This is a genomic window from Reichenbachiella carrageenanivorans (assembly GCF_025639805.1).
Lineage (GTDB): Bacteria > Bacteroidota > Bacteroidia > Cytophagales > Cyclobacteriaceae > Reichenbachiella > Reichenbachiella carrageenanivorans.
The window spans coordinates 4,003,705-4,024,199 of sequence record NZ_CP106735.1 but is presented as its reverse complement, the minus strand read 5'-3'; the positions used below and the strand labels follow the sequence as shown (position 1 = coordinate 4,024,199).

1 protein-coding gene is annotated in these 20,495 nt (G+C 44.1%); it reads right to left on the bottom strand.

Annotated features, from left to right (window positions below):
* Nucleotides 1-5: 5 nt before the first annotated feature.
* The gene (locus tag N7E81_RS16330) at nucleotides 6-20,459 is read right to left on the bottom strand and encodes a gliding motility-associated C-terminal domain-containing protein (RefSeq protein WP_263050668.1); all 20,454 of its coding nucleotides are present in this window, start codon (nucleotides 20,457-20,459) and stop codon (nucleotides 6-8) included.
* Between the last annotated feature and the right edge of the window lie 36 nt (nucleotides 20,460-20,495).

The window sequence follows — 20,495 nt, the reverse complement described above, 5'->3', positions numbered from 1 at the left end:
TATCGTTATCTGACCAATTCCAAATATCCTTGGTAAACATCTCCTTCTTGTCCTTCTCCTTTGTCAAAAATATAGAAATAAGTTCCAGATGGCAAGCCATCGCTACCACCACCTAGTCCAGTATTTCTTTTTCCTGTAAATACGTTCCCAGTTACATCATCTTCATATCCATCAGTTTCATATACCAATGTTCCTGATCGAGTATAAATTTTAACATGGTTGGATGGGAATCTATCCGCACAAGAGATTCTAAAGTAATCATTTAAACCATCTCCGTTGTCAGAGACACCGTTAAATATTTCGATGTCAGTGGCTATGACGAAAGAGGCTTCGTATGAACAATCATTTACATCAGTCACCAATACTCTGTATTCTCCAGGACTCAATCCACTCATTTGCTCGTTGGTGCTGATAATTGTGCTGGCATCAGCAGGATCTATTTCTATGCCGTTGTCAACTGCCCAGTATTGGTTTTCAATGCTTGTGTTATGGTCAAATGCCAATACAGCTTCTCCATTTCCAGCATATCCATCTCCGAACTCTGATACCTCAGAGCATCTAGACTCAGTAGTGATAACTGTGAACGAAGGATCTACTCTAGCATCGGTTACCTGAACTGTAGCTTCGTCAGATACACAACCAGTACTTAGACTCGTCGCTTTAACACTGTATTCTCCGATGTCTAATCCACTAGCAGAGAATGTAGAGCTAATCACCGCATCGGAGGCATCTTGCCATTCGAATGCATAGCCTACTACAGTACTGTCTACCTCTGCAGATATAGCTCCATCAGGAGTGATACAATTCATTCTGTCTTGTAGTACAGTAATGAGAGGTGTCGGTATATCTAAGGCTTCGTTGCTTATTGTGATATTATCTGATATCATACACCCTGTATATCTGTCTGTCATTTCGATTGCGTAAGTCTTGTCTACCAACTGATTTAAGTTGAGTGCTGAGTCCAAGATAGGATCAGATAGACTAGAGCCATCGTGCCAGTAGATGGTATAGGTGCTTGGCGTTTTCGGTAGAGGTGTGATAGTCGCTTCTCCATCCGCACGAGTCAAATCACATTTGGTTAAAGCGTGATTTTGAACAATGTTCATGGCCATATCTCCAGTGTTTCTGAAATCTTCGATCTCTACATAGTTGGGTTCTGACTCACAACCCCCGTCGATATCTTCTACCATTACGGTGTATTTACCATGTACCAAGTCGTCTACATAAGAGCTGCCCAACTGATTGGCTGCTACAAACCCAGGGTTGGCAAGTTCGCCAGAGTAGAGGTAGTAGTTAAATACCGCTGTTGGGTTTTTAGAGTTCAATACGTTGATGACCAACTGACCATTTTCATCGATACAGTTGTCGTTACCATCGGCTGAGAGTCCAAGTACCAGAGGGAAGTTAATGTCATTCACCATTGGCAATGACTCTGTAGACACACATCCCGTAGCGATGTTAGTTACTTCGATGTTGTAATTACCTTCTCCCAAGCCTGAGTAGATCTGACCAGCGGCTGGTGCAGGCGTACCTAGTGGAGAAGACCAAGCGAATGTATAATCTGCTTGATTGGCTCCAGCGGTAGAATCGGCCATGACTTTTAGCACCCCGTTAGGATTACCTAGGTCACAGTTGAATTGTTTCTGACTATATACTTGGGTGATTATTGGGTTCAAGCCAAGGTCGCCAATTTCAAATTCGAATACTCCTGAAGTACAGCCAGATATGGTACTGGTCGCTTCGGCGTAGTAGGTACCAGGCGTTTGATTAGACAAAGTAGCAGTAAACTGTCCTGCAATCGCGAGGGAAGGATAGGTATCCTTATACCAAGCAAAGTCATAATCAGCGTTAGTGTCTGGTGACATCGTCGTGATTTCAACACTACCGTCGGTAGAGGTACTACATGAAGCGTCTGTGATATTGACAGCAGTCATATCGATATCGATCAACTCAGATTTGAGCGGTATGATAAATGAACCAGTCACTGTACATCCAGTGATGCCATCTTGTACAGTAACGGTGTATTCTCCATCTGCATTAAAATCATTGTCTAAGCCAGTGACTTGCGCTGTAGCAGGGCCATGATCCCAAGTATAAGTAGGGGTAGTGGCATCCGTGGCTGCAGTTAACTCTCCATTTCCTCCTACACAGTACTGATCTGCTTGATCTAGTGTGAATGTTAAACTTGGAGTTACTGATTCATCCTCTATTTCAAAGTCAAATACATCTAGTATACATTGATTTGAAGTATGCTCAACAGTGACTTCGTAAGACCCCGGATCTAATTGATCTACATGCCCATCGGCGACATTGTTGAATACATAGCCTGCGTCATCTTTATTCACAAACGTGTAAGTAAAGTCGGCCAGTGCTCCACCAGTGATCGTTGTGATTTCGAATTCTCCGTTGGAGAAGAAAGTCAAATTATCTTCACAATGGGTATTGTTAGTCAAAGAGGATGCCGTGATTTCGTATGTAGTGATAGATTCTGACAATTTGAATGTAGACTCAACAGTACAAGTACTATTTGGAGTAGAAGTATCGGTAATCAGTAAAGTATATACTCCAGCATCTAACCCTGAAATTGTACCTGTGTATGGTCCGCTTACTGTACCTGTTGCTCCTGTAATTGTAGCACCATCTGTTAGTATGGTTCCAGTAGCTACAGATCCGCCAACATACCATTGGTAAGTGTAATCTCCTGCAGGGGCAACGCCTCCATCAGTATCTCCGATAGTCCAATCGAGAGCACCGTTGCCTTCGTTGGCATCAGGGTCACAACTGGTGTCAGGTGTGTTTTCGGTAATGACTATCGTAGCAGGTTCTGCTTGATTTTCTATTACAAATCCAATCTGACCTGAATTACAACCAGTAGCCTTGTGTGTTGCTTTCACATAGTATTGGCCAGGGGATTGACTTGTGATTGCAGTGGTGTTAGCCGCTAATCCCATGTCAGTCAAAGGACCATCAGTATACCAAGTGAAGTCATAGTCTGCCAATACACCTGGATTGACGTCAGCGTCAGTAAGTGTAATAGAACCATTGTTGTTATTACAATCGGTCACATGTACAATTCCTGTGTCAACATTAGCATCGTCTATAGTGATGGTTGTTGGTGTATTGGTGATTGTAAATGTAGCTGTACTTGAACAGCCATCATTGGCATCATCTCCATTCGAGTCTTCAATGACCAAAACGTATTGGCCTGGAGCCAATCCTGTCAGAGATTCTCCTACACCTCCTATGACCGCAGAGCCAACTTTATTACCCAAAGTAATATTGTTTGCAGGGTCAATAGATCCTCTGTACCAAGTGTAATCATAGTCAGCAACAGCGGCACCTCCTTGTAGAGCGACAGTTAAAGTACCGTTGCCATCTTCAGGAGTAGGGGTCGTACAATTAGTATCTGGTGTCTTAGATGTTAAAATAGCAACAGGATCAACAGTAGTGTCTTCGATGGTGAACAAGAAGGTAGAACTTGAACAAGTAGAAATATCACTACTAATCGTTACTTGGTAGTCGCCAGCTGGTAGATCATCAATTCTATTATCATCTGTAGCTAAACCAGTCATGGATGGAGTAGATGCTACAGGCAGTGCTCCTCCTCCTGCTACTTCGTAAGTGAAGGTGTAATCAGCAAGTCCTTGAGCAATACCATCTTCTAATACATCTGTAATTTCGAAAGAACCGTCATTTGAACAGTTGGTTTTATCTGTAAGTGTGTACTCAGAAGCTGAGATAGATACGACCGGCTGATCTTCAGTCAACACAAATTCAGAAGTAGTCTGACAAGTATTGTTCGGATCAGTGTTGTCCGTGACTCTGAGGGTATAAGTACCCTGAGGCAATCCTGTAGCAATGTTGTCGGTAGCACCAGCGACATAAGAAGCGATCTGGGTATTGTCCAATGGGGTAGTAGTCTGCGCACCGTAGAACCATTCGTAGGTATAGTCTCCGATAGGAGCGCCCCCTTGAACAGTCGCAGTGATTGAGCCATTACCGCCTTCGGTAACAGGATCACCACAGAAGGTATCTACAGCATTGACAGTGAAGTCGATGGTAGGGTCTACAGACTGGTCTTCGATAGTGAAGTAGAACTCAGAGCTGCTACAAGTAGAAGCATCGTTTTCGATGACTACTTTATAGTCACCTTCTTCCAATCCAGAAATTATGCTGTTGTTGGTACCAGAAAGCGTTCCGCCAGCAGCAGTACCATCTTGTTTGGTGTAGGTGAAGTTATAGTCACCCAATGCACCAGTAACGATACCATCTTCTTTTACTTGACTAATTTCAAAGCTACCCGTGTTCGTACAGTTTAGCTTGTGTGTTAAGGTGTAGTCAGCCGCAGGATCGTTGATGGTAATGACTGGCTGATCTTCAGTCAACACAAATTCAGAAGTAGTCTGACAAGTATTGTTCGGATCAGTGTTGTCCGTGACTCTGAGGGTATAAGTACCCTGAGGCAATCCTGTAGCAATGTTGTCGGTAGCACCAGCGACATAAGAAGCGATCTGGGTATTGTCCAATGGGGTAGTAGTCTGCGCACCGTAGAACCATTCGTAGGTATAGTCTCCGATAGGAGTGCCCCCTTGAACAGTCGCAGTGATTGAGCCATTACCGCCTTCGGTAACAGGATCACCACAGAAGGTATCTACAGCATTGACAGTGAAGTCGATGGTAGGGTCTACAGACTGGTCTTCGATAGTGAAGTAGAACTCAGAGCTGCTACAAGTAGAAGCATCGTTTTCGATGACTACTTTATAGTCACCTTCTTCCAATCCAGAAATTATGCTGTTGTTGGTACCAGAAAGCGTTCCGCCAGCAGCAGTACCATCTTGTTTGGTGTAGGTGAAGTTATAGTCACCCAATGCACCAGTAACGATACCATCTTCTTTTACTTGACTAATTTCAAAGCTACCCGTGTTCGTACAGTTTAGCTTGTGTGTTAAGGTGTAGTCAGCCGCAGGATCGTTGATGGTAATGACCGGCTGATCTTCAGTCAACACAAATTCAGAAGTAGTCTGACAAGTATTGTTCGGATCAGTGTTGTCCGTGACTCTGAGGGTATAAGTACCCTGAGGCAATCCTGTAGCAATATTGTTGGTAGCACCAGCGACATAAGAAGCGATCTGGGTATTGTCCAATGGGGTAGTAGTCTGCGCACCGTAGAACCATTCGTAGGTATAGTTTCCGATAGGAGCGCCCCCTTGAACAGTCGCAGTGATTGAGCCATTACCGCCTTCGGTAACAGGATCACCACAGAAGGTATCTACAGCATTGACAGTGAAGTCGATGGTAGGGTCTACAGACTGGTCTTCGATAGTGAAGTAGAACTCAGAGCTGCTACAAGTAGAAGCATCGTTTTCGATGACTACTTTATAGTCACCTTCTTCCAATCCAGAAATTATGCTGTTGTTGGTACCAGAAAGCGTTCCGCCAGCAGCAGTACCATCTTGTTTGGTGTAGGTGAAGTTATAGTCACCCAATGCACCAGTAACGATACCATCTTCTTTTACTTGACTAATTTCAAAGCTACCCGTGTTCGTACAGTTTAGCTTGTGTGTTAAGGTGTAGTCAGCCGCAGGATCGTTGATGGTAATGACCGGCTGATCTTCAGTCAACACAAATTCAGAAGTAGTCTGACAAGTATTGTTCGGATCAGTGTTGTCCGTGACTCTGAGGGTATAAGTACCCTGAGGCAATCCTGTAGCAATATTGTTGGTAGCACCAGCGACATAAGAAGCGATCTGGGTATTGTCCAATGGGGTAGTAGTCTGCGCACCGTAGAACCATTCGTAGGTATAGTTTCCGATAGGAGCGCCCCCTTGAACAGTCGCAGTGATTGAGCCATTACCGCCTTCGGTAACAGGATCACCACAGAAGGTATCTACAGCATTGACAGTGAAGTCGATGGTAGGGTCTACAGACTGGTCTTCGATAGTGAAGTAGAACTCAGAGCTGCTACAAGTAGAAGCATCGTTTTCGATGACTACTTTATAGTCACCTTCTTCCAATCCAGAAATTATGCTGTTGTTGGTACCAGAAAGCGTTCCGCCAGCAGCAGTACCATCTTGTTTGGTGTAGGTGAAGTTATAGTCACCCAATGCACCAGTAACGATACCATCTTCTTTTACTTGACTAATTTCAAAGCTACCCGTGTTCGTACAGTTTAGCTTGTGTGTTAAGGTGTAGTCAGCCGCAGGATCGTTGATGGTAATGACTGGCTGATCTTCAGTCAACACAAATTCAGAAGTAGTCTGACAAGTATTGTTCGGATCAGTGTTGTCCGTGACTCTGAGGGTATAAGTACCCTGAGGCAATCCTGTAGCAATGTTGTCGGTAGCACCAGCGACATAAGAAGCGATCTGGGTATTGTCCAATGGGGTAGTAGTCTGCGCACCGTAGAACCATTCGTAGGTATAGTCTCCGATAGGAGTGCCCCCTTGAACAGTCGCAGTGATTGAGCCATTACCGCCTTCGGTAACAGGATCACCACAGAAGGTATCTACTGCATTGACAGTGAAGTCGATGGTAGGGTCTACAGACTGGTCTTCGATAGTGAAGTAGAAAATAGAGCTAGCACAATCAGAATTTTTGTTTGTTATCGTCACTTGATAGTCGTCAGCATCAAGCCCAGCTATTGTTTGTCCATTCAGACCTGAAGGTGTTACACCTAGTGGGTCTCCACTTTGTCTAGCGAATGTATAGGTGTAACTAGCCAAGCCAAATGATACAACTCCGTCTTCTTTTACTTGAAGGACTTCAAAGCTACCTGTATTACTACAGTTTAGTTTGTGAGTAAGCGTATAGTCCGCAGCAGGGTCATTGATAGAAATAACTGGCTGATCTTCGGTTAATACAAATTCAGAAATAGTCTGACATGTTGCGTTGTTTGGGTTGTTGTCTGTTACCCTTAAAGTGTAAGTGCCTTGAGGTAAACCACTAGCAGTACCCGCAGTAGCCGTTTGGCTTACAATTCCCGAAGCAGCGAGAGTGGTAGTTGTTCCAGACCCATAGAACCATTCGAAGGTATAGTCTGAGCTAGGGGCACCACCTTGTACGGTAGCAGTGATAGACCCATTACCTCCGTCAGTGATTGGATCACCACAGAAGGTATCCACAGCATTGACAGTGAAGTCGATGGTAGGATCTACCGATTGATCTTCAATAGTGAAGAAGAATTCAGAACTTGTACAAGTAGAAGCAATACTAGATATAACTACTTTGTAGTCTCCTTCTGATAAGTCAGAGATGATATTGTTGTTTGTTCCTGAAAGGGAACCTCCAGCAGCCGTATCATCTTGTTTGGTGTAGGTGAAGTTATAGTCACTCAAATTGCCAGTAACGATACCGTCTTCTTTTACTTGAAGTATTTCAAAGCTACCTGTATTGCTACAGTTTAGCTTGTGAGTCAGCGTGTAGTCGGCTGCTGGATCGTTGATTGAAATCGTAGGCGTAGCATCTGGCACCACAATAGTTGCTATTGAAGAACAAGCATTATTTGGAGGACTAGTGACATCAGTAACTTCAATGGTATAAGTACCTGCATTAACATTGGATAATACATCTCCAGTGATGTTGACATCAGTACCAGATTTACCTGTAATAGTCACATCTGTAAGTTCCTGACCAGGGGTAGCGGATGCTCCTTTGTACCATTGGTAAGTGTAGTTATCAGTTGGGGCTCCGATGCTCCATGTCACCACTCCATTTCCTTGATCACCACTTAAACAATAAGAATCTTCGGTAGTTACAGTAAGTGTAAGTGCAGGAGGGGTAACATCTTTTTCAATTTCAAATTCGAATACTGAAGTAGTACACCCTTTGGTTACATTTTCAGTGGCTTCTACAAAGTAGGTGCCCTCAGTTTGCCCAGCCAATGTAGGTCCGTTTTCCAATGCGATGATGCCGCCTGGATAGGTGCCTTTATACCAAGTATAGGTATAGTTGGCTGCCGCGTCAGTGATCAATGCATCAGTGATCGTAGCGTCAGAAGTGCCATCACAGTCTACAATGGTTGCCACATCTACGCCAGTGATTTCATGGAGTTCAGGGTTGTCTTGAATGGTGTATGTGGCAATCAGCTGACAACCGTTTGGAGCAGGTCCTACTAGTCCTAAGCGATCAATGTATACGATGTAATCACCTGGGGCTTGGTTAAGTAGGGTGGAAGTTGTAACATTTTCATCAGCAGCTTGTAGTTCATCTCCTGGGTTTTCAGCTCCTACTTTATACCAAGTAAATGTAAAATGGTCTGTTTTGGTTTGGGTAGTATCTGCCGCATTTTTTCTTGCCGTTACCGTAATAGATCCATTACCAGTATAAGTCACAGGATCGCAAATAGTATTTTCAGTAATGGAATAAGAATCAATTAAAGGAGCATAAGCATTTTGCAGGATTTCGTCAGTAGATGCTGCTGAGTAACATTCTCCGCCTCCTAGTACACCTGTTCTTTCCCTAGCTACTGCAGTATATGTTCCAGCTGGAAGTCCTGTGAATTCTACTTCTTCCCCAACTAGCACTGTATTCCCTGGAATGACTTGATGAACTGGTGTATATCCTGCAGGAACGCCATCTCCTACAAATAAATAGATGTCATAATTCGTAATATCGTCTACGCTGCTTGCTTCGTTCCCTATGCCACTTATTCCATCAATAGTAGCACTTGCCGTAGAAAAACTACCAGTAATGACATCTCCAATAGAAAATGCACTTGGGTTGGTAGTTGAAGATATTTGCATGGTATGAGCTCCATTATCAAAGCCTACAATACCTGTTGCTCCACTTGGTGCAGTGACCTCTTCTCCATCAGAGAAAGTTCCAGCCAAGGTATTATAGGTGATTGTGATGTTGTCTCCCATACCTACTTTGGCTACTCCATCATCTGGACACTGCTCTACATGCTCTACGGATAGGGTAGTAGTGGCTTGCTGGCCATTGAAAGGCAGATCAAATACTTGCTGATAAATACAGCCCGTAACTAAGTCTTCCATTAACAACGAATACAACCCTGATGGGTAGCCATTGCCAGCACCTGTAGCGCCTAAGGCTGCATAGGCGCTTGTACCAGTGCCATTCACATTTGTGCTATTGGTAGTCAATTCTGTTCCTGACCCATCTGTATAATCGTCAGATCCACCATACCAAGAAAGAGCCAATTCATTGCCATTGGCGTTGGCTGTAATATTAGCGATGATGATGCCATCATTAGCATTACATGAGCCTGGGATATTTCCTGTAATTCCAGATATAGGTTGGGTTCCAAGGGCTCTAATATCCGCAACTGGAGCGTTGGCTGATACGCCATCTCCAATCTCAATCGTTAGAACCGAGCTTTCACATCCTGCAGCCGTATTGGTAGCGACTACTGTATAAAAACCTGCGACTTGAGAGCCGAGTGTGGCAGAAACCTCTGCAAGAGGAGTGGTAGAATCATCTTGCCCTTCATACCATTCGTAGGTATAGGTGGTAGGTATACCAGTTCCTCCGTCATATCTTGGTGTTCCATTGGTGTAGGTGATCGCTTGTGGTGTAGCTGTGGCCGAACCATTAGGAGCACATGTGGTTTGATCGATGTCTGATCCAGTAACTGTGATTATAGGAAGCGTTCTAATAATGGTTACTTGTGCCGTTTCATAACAGAATGTAGTCTTATTAGTCACTTTCACAGTGTAGGTTCCTGATGAAAGATTATCAAGCGTGTTAGTAGCTTCGTCAGTTTGCTGTAGCGATGCACCCAAAATATTAGTACCTAAATACCAGTCAATCAGGTAGCCAGTGTTTCCTCCATTCACATCAGCAGTTATTTTTCCTGTTGGGGTTGCAATATCACAACTGTAGTCATCTCGATCTACAACTGCATCTATAACGATAGCAGGGATGTCGTCTCCAATAGTAATGGTAATTGGGTCAGATACACAACCTGTACCTTGATCAATTGACCTTACAGTGTAATCACCTGCATCTAAGTTTAGAATGTGGTTCGTAGTAGCATCTGCTACAACACCAGATCCAGTACCAGTTCCCTTTTGATCAAGAATGTTTGTACCGTCAGCAATCAACTTAGCAGCGTCTATACTTGTGCCATAGTACCATTCGAAAGTATATGTGCCTGTTCCTGTAAGGTTATTCAATTGAATAGACCCATTAGGGTAGGTGGCAGCACCTATACAAGCTGTATTGTTGTTTTCAGCTACATCAGCCAATACAGCATTCGTAATTACTGGCTTAGTCTCGTTGTCATTGATATTGAATGAGAATGTGTTTTCACAATTGGTTGTATTGTTGGTGAGTCTGAGAGTATAGTCTCCTCCCGGTATTAGACTCAATACACCATCGACAGAAGCATCCGCAGAAGGGACAGCAGTCGCAATGGCATTGGCCGCATTTACATTAAGTCCTGCGAACCATTCCCATGTGTAATCCCCTACGGCATCTGGCCCTGGTGTTACCGTGATTTGTCCATCGTAGTTGGTGGCAGTAGCCAAGTCACACACGGTGTTGTCGTTAGACCCAGCTCCATCTAGTGTAGCAGTGATCGGGATGAGCGTTTCTACCACTTCGATGGTGACAGGATCCGCGACACATCCAGTAGCCGTGCTCGTAGCGACCACGGTATATGAACCTTGGTTCAACCCAGAGAGTACGTTGTCGGTTTCGAGAACAAAAGCGGCAGCCGTTTTAGTAGCGTCGTTTTTGTGTGCAGCGTCGAATATGGTAATCGAACCATCGGTAGTCAATATTTTGGCAGGATCTACGCTATTACCCCAATACCATTCATAAGAATAGTCACCAGTACCCGCAACAGGGTTTCCGTCAATGGTTTCGAGTGTTACCGACCCATTGGCATATCCAGTACCACCATCACATTCAGAGACAGGGGTAGCCGAAGTAGTAGGGGTAGTCGTGCTACCTGGTTTGTCTTGATCGTCATTGATATTGAATGAGAATGTGTTTTCACAATTGGTTGTATTGTTGGTGAGTCTGAGAGTATAGTCTCCTCCCGGTATTAGACTCAATACACCATCGACAGAAGCATCCGCAGAAGGGACAGCAGTCGCAATGGCATTGGCCGCATTTACATTAAGTCCTGCGAACCATTCCCATGTGTAATCCCCTACGGCATCTGGCCCTGGTGTTACCGTGATTTGTCCATCGTAGTTGGTGGCAGTAGCCAAGTCACACACGGTGTTGTCGTTAGACCCAGCTCCATCTAGTGTAGCAGTGATCGGGATGAGCGTTTCTACCACTTCGATGGTGACAGGATCCGCGACACATCCAGTAGCCGTGCTCGTAGCGACCACGGTATATGAACCTTGGTTCAACCCAGAGAGTACGTTGTCGGTTTCGAGAACAAAAGCGGCAGCCGTTTTAGTAGCGTCGTTTTTGTGTGCAGCGTCGAATATGGTAATCGAACCATCGGTAGTCAATATTTTGGCAGGATCTACGCTATTACCCCAATACCATTCATAAGAATAGTCACCAGTACCCGCAACAGGGTTTCCGTCAATGGTTTCGAGTGTTACCGACCCATTGGCATATCCAGTACCACCATCACATTCAGAGACAGGGGTAGCCGAAGTAGTAGGGGTAGTCGTGCTACCTGGTTTGTCTTGATCGTCATTGATATTGAATGAGAATGTGTTTTCACAATTGGTTGTATTGTTGGTGAGTCTGAGAGTATAGTCTCCTCCCGGTATTAGACTCAATACACCATCGACAGAAGCATCCGCAGAAGGGACAGCAGTCGCAATGGCATTGGCCGCATTTACATTAAGTCCTGCGAACCATTCCCATGTGTAATCCCCTACGGCATCTGGCCCTGGTGTTACCGTGATTTGTCCATCGTAGTTGGTGGCAGTAGCCAAGTCACACACGGTGTTGTCGTTAGACCCAGCTCCATCTAGTGTAGCAGTGATCGGGATGAGCGTTTCTACCACTTCGATGGTGACAGGATCCGCGACACATCCAGTAGCCGTGCTCGTAGCGACCACGGTATATGAACCTTGGTTCAACCCAGAGAGTACGTTGTCGGTTTCGAGAACAAAAGCGGCAGCCGTTTTAGTAGCGTCGTTTTTGTGTGCAGCGTCGAATATGGTAATCGAACCATCGGTAGTCAATATTTTGGCAGGATCTACGCTATTACCCCAATACCATTCATAAGAATAGTCACCAGTACCCGCAACAGGGTTTCCGTCAATGGTTTCGAGTGTTACCGACCCATTGGCATATCCAGTACCACCATCACATTCAGAGACAGGGGTAGCCGAAGTAGTAGGGGTAGTCGTGCTACCTGGTTTGTCTTGATCGTCATTGATATTGAATGAGAATGTGTTTTCACAATTGGTTGTATTGTTGGTGAGTCTGAGAGTATAGTCTCCTCCCGGTATTAGACTCAATACACCATCGATAGAAGCATCCGCAGAAGGGACAGCAGTCGCAATGGCATTGGCCGCATTTACATTAAGTCCTGCGAACCATTCCCATGTGTAATCCCCTACGGCATCTGGCCCTGGTGTTACCGTGATTTGTCCATCGTAGTTGGTGGCAGTAGCCAAGTCACACACGGTGTTGTCGTTAGACCCAGCTCCATCTAGTGTAGCAGTGATCGGGATGAGCGTTTCTACCACTTCGATGGTGACAGGATCCGCGACACATCCAGTAGCCGTGCTCGTAGCGACCACGGTATATGAACCTTGGTTCAACCCAGAGAGTACGTTGTCGGTTTCGAGAACAAAAGCGGCAGCCGTTTTAGTAGCGTCGTTTTTGTGTGCAGCGTCGAATATGGTAATCGAACCATCGGTAGTCAATATTTTGGCAGGATCTACGCTATTACCCCAATACCATTCATAAGAATAGTCACCAGTACCCGCAACAGGGTTTCCGTCAATGGTTTCGAGTGTTACCGACCCATTGGCATATCCAGTACCACCATCACATTCAGAGACAGGGGTAGCCGAAGTAGTAGGGGTAGTCGTGCTACCTGGTTTGTCTTGATCGTCATTGATATTGAATGAGAATGTGTTTTCACAATTGGTTGTATTGTTGGTGAGTCTGAGAGTATAGTCTCCTCCCGGTATTAGACTCAATACACCATCGACAGAAGCATCCGCAGAAGGGACAGCAGTCGCAATGGCATTGGCCGCATTTACATTAAGTCCTGCGAACCATTCCCATGTGTAATCCCCTACGGCATCTGGCCCTGGTGTTACCGTGATTTGTCCATCGTAGTTGGTGGCAGTAGCCAAGTCACACACGGTGTTGTCGTTAGACCCAGCTCCATCTAGTGTAGCAGTGATCGGGATGAGCGTTTCTACCACTTCGATGGTGACAGGATCCGCGACACATCCAGTAGCCGTGCTCGTAGCGACCACGGTATATGAACCTTGGTTCAACCCAGAGAGTACGTTGTCGGTTTCGAGAACAAAAGCGGCAGCCGTTTTAGTAGCGTCGTTTTTGTGTGCAGCGTCGAATATGGTAATCGAACCATCGGTAGTCAATATTTTGGCAGGATCTACGCTATTACCCCAATACCATTCATAAGAATAGTCACCAGTACCAGCAACAGGATTTCCGTCAATGGTTTCGACAGTCACTGACCCATTGGCATATCCAGTACCACCATCACATTCAGAGACAGGGGTGGCCGAAGTAGTAGGGGTAGCCGTGCTACCTGGTTTGTCTTGGTCGTCATTGATATTGAATGAGAAGGTGTTTTCACAATTGGTCGTATTGTTGGTGAGTCTGAGTGTATAGTCTCCTCCCGGTATTAGACTCAATACACCATCGACAGAAGCATCCGCAGAAGGGACAGCAGTCGCAATGGCATTTGCTGCATTTACATTAAGTCCAGCGAACCATTCCCACGTGTAATCCCCTATGGCATCTGGCCCTGGGATTACCGTGATTTGTCCATCGTAGTTAGTGGCAGTAGCCAAGTCACACACGGTGTTGTCGTTAGACCCAACGCCATCTAGTGTAGCAGTGATCGGGATGAGCGTTTCTACCACTTCGATGGTGACAGGATCTGCAACACATCCAGTAGCCGTGCTTGTAGCTACCACGGTATATGAACCTTGGTTCAACCCAGAGAGTACGTTGTCGGTTTCGAGAACAAAAGCGGCAGCCGTTTTAGTAGCGTCGTTTTTGTGTGCAGCGTCGAATATGGTAATCGAACCATCAGTAGTCAATATTTTGGCAGGGTCTACGCTATTACCCCAATACCATTCATAAGAATAGTCACCAGTACCAGCAACAGGGTTTCCGTCAATGGTTTCGACAGTTACTGACCCATTGGCATATCCAGTACCACCATCACATTCAGAGACAGGGGTGGCCGAAGTAGTAGGGGTAGCCGTGCTACCTGGTTTGTCTTGGTTATCATTGATGCTGAAAGATTGTAAAACAGCACATTGTGAAGTATTGTTAGTGATTCTGGCGGTGTAGTCACCTCCAGGGATTTCACTTAGTACGTTGAGCGCTACGGTAGCTGTAGGAACGATTGTAGCTATCTCATTTCCTGCATTGTCATTGAGTCCAGCGAACCATTCCCAAGTGTAATCAGAGGCAACTCCAGCAGAAGGTGTCATAGTGATTTGACCATCATAATCACCGCCGCCCGAAACACTACAAACGGTATTATCATCTGTGCCTGTTCCATCTAGAGTGGCACTGAAGGAAACAAAATTCTCCGTCACTTCAATTGTCACAGCATCAGAAGTACAACCTGTAGTTTTGTTGATAGCTTCTACTGTGTAGAAACCAGCATTAAGGCCTTTTATGTGATTAGTCGTAGCATCGGACACTGTGATGGCAACGGCCGTCATTCCTTTTTTAGTGCCGATGTTGTCTCCGTCTGCTAACGTTTTAGTAGGGTCATTTGAAGATCCAAAGTACCACGTATAATCATAGTCTCCTACGGCTGTCGGGTTTCCTGCTTCAGTCATAGAAGTTATTTCTATAGCTCCCTCAGGGTGAGATACGCTGCCTACACATGTTTGTACTTCAGTAACATTGTTTGCAGCAATGATTGCTTGTACGGGTGCATTTGTGATTGATATCGTAGCCGTATTGGCACAAGCCGTTGCATTAGTTACCCTTACGGTATAGGTGTTATTGCCCGAAGGAGCATTAAGGCCTGATACTTCGTTTTCATTCGCTCCAGCGATTACAGGCATAGAATTATTACCAGGATCTACACCATCTATGAGTTGAGTTCCTGTAGCATCTGGTCCAATAAACCATTCTACGGTGTGGTCTGCTGGAGGATCGATCGGAGTGCCATTGCCGTCATCGATTAGAACTTTAAGTTGACCATTTCCTACTGTACAGCTAGTGTTTTCAGCTTCTTGGGTTAGTGTAAGTGTTGTGAACTCCCCTGAAGGATCGTCATCTATTGTAACGGAAAGCCAACCAGTTACACAGCCAGTGAGCGTATGGGTAGCGTGTACTTGATAAGTACCTCCTGCTATATTGGTAAGGTTGTTGGCTGTGCCATCAGCTGCTCCGTCTGCATCTGTTTTGTCTGGTGAAATAGGAAGACCACTATCGTCTAGCCATGACCAAGTATACTCGCTTTTTGGTTCTCCAAATACGTTGGCAATGATGCTGCCAGTAGGAGAGGCAGGGTCACAACTTGTATTGTCCACTGTAATAGGAGCAGAGAAGGATGGAATTTCTGAATCGTCAACAATCGAAATATCAGTATATGAACTACAGCCATTGTCCCTATTGATGACCAAAATTCTATAATTAGGATTTTCTTCTAGGTCTGTGAATTTGTATGTAGTGCTAGGTTCTCCTCCAACTACTACGACAGGGGTCGAATATGGTGTTGTAGTCGTATCAGCAGTAGGGTATATTTCAAATTTGTAACCGTTGACGGGCTCATCATTTGCTTCAGTACCTTCTGTTGTTACTTTGATTTGCTGTGAACCGTTACCTCCTACGCAATAATCGTCAGACTCTTTTAATTGACGAACTAGAAGGGGGGCCTGCTCATTAACTTTTACATTAACTACAATGTCTTTGGCAGGACAACCTGTGATGTTATTGATAACAGACAGGGTATAGGTGCCTTTGTCAAGACCGTCAAAAATACCAGTAGTGTTTTCTGCAATAGGAGTTCCTGTAGAACTGTTTCCAGAGAAGAGTTGAAAATAGTAATCAGCAACTTCAAACACAATGTCATCAATGAAGTTACCTACAGATAAACTGTTACCTGCTGTACTAATCGCTTTAAAAGAAAATCTTGAGATAGTCTGACCTGCAGGGATTGTATAGTCTCCAGAGTATACCGCCCATGCGTTTTTATCTGTAGAGAATCGCCCTATTTCAGTAGGGTTTACTGCCGCGGGATCATCAATTTGCAAAGCCATTTCATCTACTCCGCTTCGGCCTCTGTGTCCGAATGACCAGTTCATACGAACGCCTGGTTTGGTTACTACATCAAAGTAGAATGCACCAGGGTTGTTGGCGTTGATTTCTGCAAATTGATTGCCTTCCAAAGAAGGGACACCATTGAATCCACTTCTCCAATATTCTAGTACGCCATCTGTGGATGACCAACCATCTGCTAATGCTTGATCAAAGATTTTATATGTACTAGAACCGAATTCTGTTTGGATGTTTGGAACTTCAAAACTGCCATTTTGAATAGCTTCGAATTCATCGGTATCAACATCTGCGGGATCAATACCACTGGCATCGATAATACCTGAAGTAGTATCGAGTACACCATTACATGAAACTATATTTGCAATTACAATTTTATCAGCGGCATCTACAGGCAGTGTAATGGGTTCTACAGAGTCGTCTGCAATGGTGAAATTAGCTCTACCTACACAGCCTACTCCAATCTCTTCGGCAGTAACGAGGTATTGTCCAGCACTTAGTAATTGAGCAACTTCTTGTTGTGTGCCGCTTACAGTAGTAATTTTATTTGCGGGCAATGCATTAGACCCTTTGTAGTAAGTGAAGATATAATCATCTATATCTCTACCAAAAATCTCAGCAGAAGCTAATCCATTTCCGTTTTCGGTACATGAGGTACTGTTGGTAGGAGACACTACTATGTCTGGAGATGTCGAATTGTCCAAAACAGTAAAAAGTATAGGGTCTGATATACATTTACTGCTCTCATCCTGTACTTCAACCATATAATCGCCAGGCTCTAGATTGTCATAAGTAGCACCAGCAGCTCCTGACGCTGTATAGTCTGGGACTAGTTTTACTCCATTTCCATTATACCAGTTGAAGGTATAGCCGTTTACTTCAGGACTACCATCGGATCCTGAGCTTACCGTGATTGATCCGCTAGCAGAGTTAGTACAGTCCGTGATGTGGACAATACTTTCTTCCCTTAAATTAGGTTTTATTTGATCTGTAGTAATTTCTTGAGTGGCATTACTAAAACAGCCTGAAATATCATCAGTTACAGTGACTTGGTATGTTCGGTCAAGTAGATTTTCTGCAGTAGCAGTGATAGACACTGGCGTGGTAGGATCACTGGCAATCGTCCAGAAGAATGAGAAACCAGAGGTGACTTTAACACCATTTACAATGGCATAAGCTTGAAGTTCCCCGTTGGGAGACTCACAATTGTTGAGGTTACTGATTACATCTATGCCGATAGTCGGTGGGTTTTCTTGTTTCTCTATGGTGATGTGTTCCACATTAGAGATACAAGAATTACTTTGAGATGCTCCTACTACTTGGTAGTTGCCATCAGCAAGTGCAGAGTATCTATTCCCTACATATATAGTATCGTTGAAGTTGTTGTTTTGAAACCAGTAAAAGTTGAAACCTGCAGTGATTTCACCATTTTGGGGATCTTTTACTCCTTCAATTAAAATATCATCTACGTAGTAAAGTTCGTCGTTGGTGTTGTTCTTTGCCTTAATTCTGATTTTTAAAGAGCTACCGGTGATATTTTCGGCAGTAGCTACTACAGTTCCTGTTTCTGCAACATGGATGCCATTGGTCATGGCTTCTTGATCACCATCAATGACATAATAGACCTCTATAAAATCTTTTCCATCACCACTATTCTCAAGATTACTACTTGAGCTTAAACTCAATGAAATCTTTGCAGATTCTTGACCTGAAATATCAATAGCTTCTGATTCCCAAACTGCAGTAGCTGAATTACTTACACCAGCAAATACCAACTTGTTACTAGTGCCTGTAAAAGATACTTCTAGTTTGTTGGCTCCAGAAGGAGCTGTAGTGAATTCCCATGCAGTAGACCCATTGTCAATCTCAGTTCCTTCAGCTAGGTTGTCAAAATTCTCGCTCCAAAGTGTAGTTATTGTTTCGGATATGGTACCGTAGTAGTAGACTCTGGCGTCTCCATTATCTAGTGCGTCATCATCACACTTCACGTTGTGACTGATGATTTCATGTTGTAAGTCAAAATTTTGCGCTGTAACACTTGTAAATGAAATATTATTGCTGTCGTCGCATTCGGGAATAGGTCTTACAAAATTTGAAACAGGAGGGTTCTGAGAACCATTGTCGTTGATAGATATATATAAATCAAAATCTCCCCCATCACTTTTTACAGTTTCGTTGACTGGCCAGTCTGTACCTACATTAAAGTTGATAAGTTCTACATATACTGTGTTTAATTTGACTGAAGAAGCTAAGTCAGGTGCACCATTATAGAAGGTGATAGGGAGTGCGCCAGTCATGTCTGTGTCACCTGTGTTTCTTATTTTTAGACTAACAGGAAAATCTCCTTCAGGGCATTGTGCAGAGCCTACACTAGTTACTTCGATAAACTCTATGTCTGGAGAGATATACGAAGGACACCCCGATTCATCGAGGTATGGGGCTTGATTCAAAAAGGCATTAAGTGGACGGTTTTCTCCTGTTGTACAGACGTTGCTTGAAAAGACTTTGCCTGGGTCTTGCTGAATAATCGGAATGGTAAGGTCGTCATTGATATTTACATTGAAATAACCATGTTGGTTCCATATAGGTCTAGATGGCTGCCAGTTTTCTCCACCGCCAGCTTCGAATACTCTGATGTGTGCATATTGACCAAGAGAGTAAGGAGAAAATGGTGTATTGTTGTCATACGAACAGGATACACAAATTTCACTAGCTCCGTCGCCATCTACATCGGCTACAATTGGATATTCTTCATAAGTTCTTGAAGTACAGAAAATTTGCTTCAAAGAAACGCCCGTCTTTCCATCTATAATATGCACATATTTTTCGCCTCGATAGATAACTTCAGCAGCTTTGTCATCATTAAAGTCAAATACGGTACATCCAGTAAACCCAGAAGACCCCTCAGTAATGTCTTTATAGCCTTTTCCCCCATTCCAAGAGGTGAGGGGGGTCATGTTTTCATCTAGTGCGTATAGCCTTTGTTTGGATACAAAAGTACAATTGAGCTTGCCGTCACCATCGATGTCTGCGATGTTGATTCGTCCTGTAGCATTGTTGTGGTTTTGGGGAATAATAAAGGTTGTAACGGTAGAATTGGCAACATCCCAGAAAAAAGCAGCAGCTTTTAGGCTACCACTTACATTTTGTCCTCCACTGAAAACAACGTCTATATTTCCGTCTTGATTGTAATCGGCTACAGCAGCGGCATTTTTGTTCCACCCGCTGTATTTGATGGCAAAGTCTACACCATCAATGTCGTTCATGTCCCTTACTAGGGTACGTGTTTTTGTGCCAATATTGACAGAGTATATTTTACTGCCTGCGACTATTTCAAGGCCACTACAGTCTGCACAGGCGGCATCTGGTAAGATGTCTACTGCTAATGACCCGTAAATTACCTCACTACTAAAGTTTCCACTTTTTGCAACGATGACATCACCTGTATGTGCGTTTCTGATTTCATTACCATGCAACAGCTCGACTTGACCGTCACCATTGAAGTCGGCAAGTGAGATGAGGTTTACTTTATTGCCTGAGACTGTTTTGCTCCATATGAGGTTCAAATTACAATCATAGGCTCTTAATGCTCCGTTGTTGAATCCTCTGACAAAAATTTCTCCACATTCGTCGTCATCTAGGTTGGCAATAGCTACTGTTTTTGCAATATCAAAACCTACGTTTAGAGGTCCTTTGAGTGTGACTCCATCCGAACCTCTTAGTACGGTCAGTGTGTTTAGTTCTCTGTTGGTTACTACTACTTCTGGTGTGCCGTTTCGGGTCAAATCTCCGATAGCAGGCGTCATAGAGTTGAAAGCGGTTAGCTCATCCGAAGCCCATTGAAGTGAAATATCAAAGGCTGGACTCTGTGTGGCTGGGTCTTGACAGAGTACGGCATTTCCAAAATAGAAATCGTCGCAAGCGTCTGTTCCAGAACATGCATTGTCATAACAGTCAATAAACCCGTTTCCATCATTGTCTATTCCATCGTCACATATCTCTTGAGCCCAGAGTGTAGCAGGAAATAAACACAGGATAAGGACAATAATCTTTCTATAGCTATTCATACAATTGTGAAAAAGTTCTACTTTTTAATGCCTCTA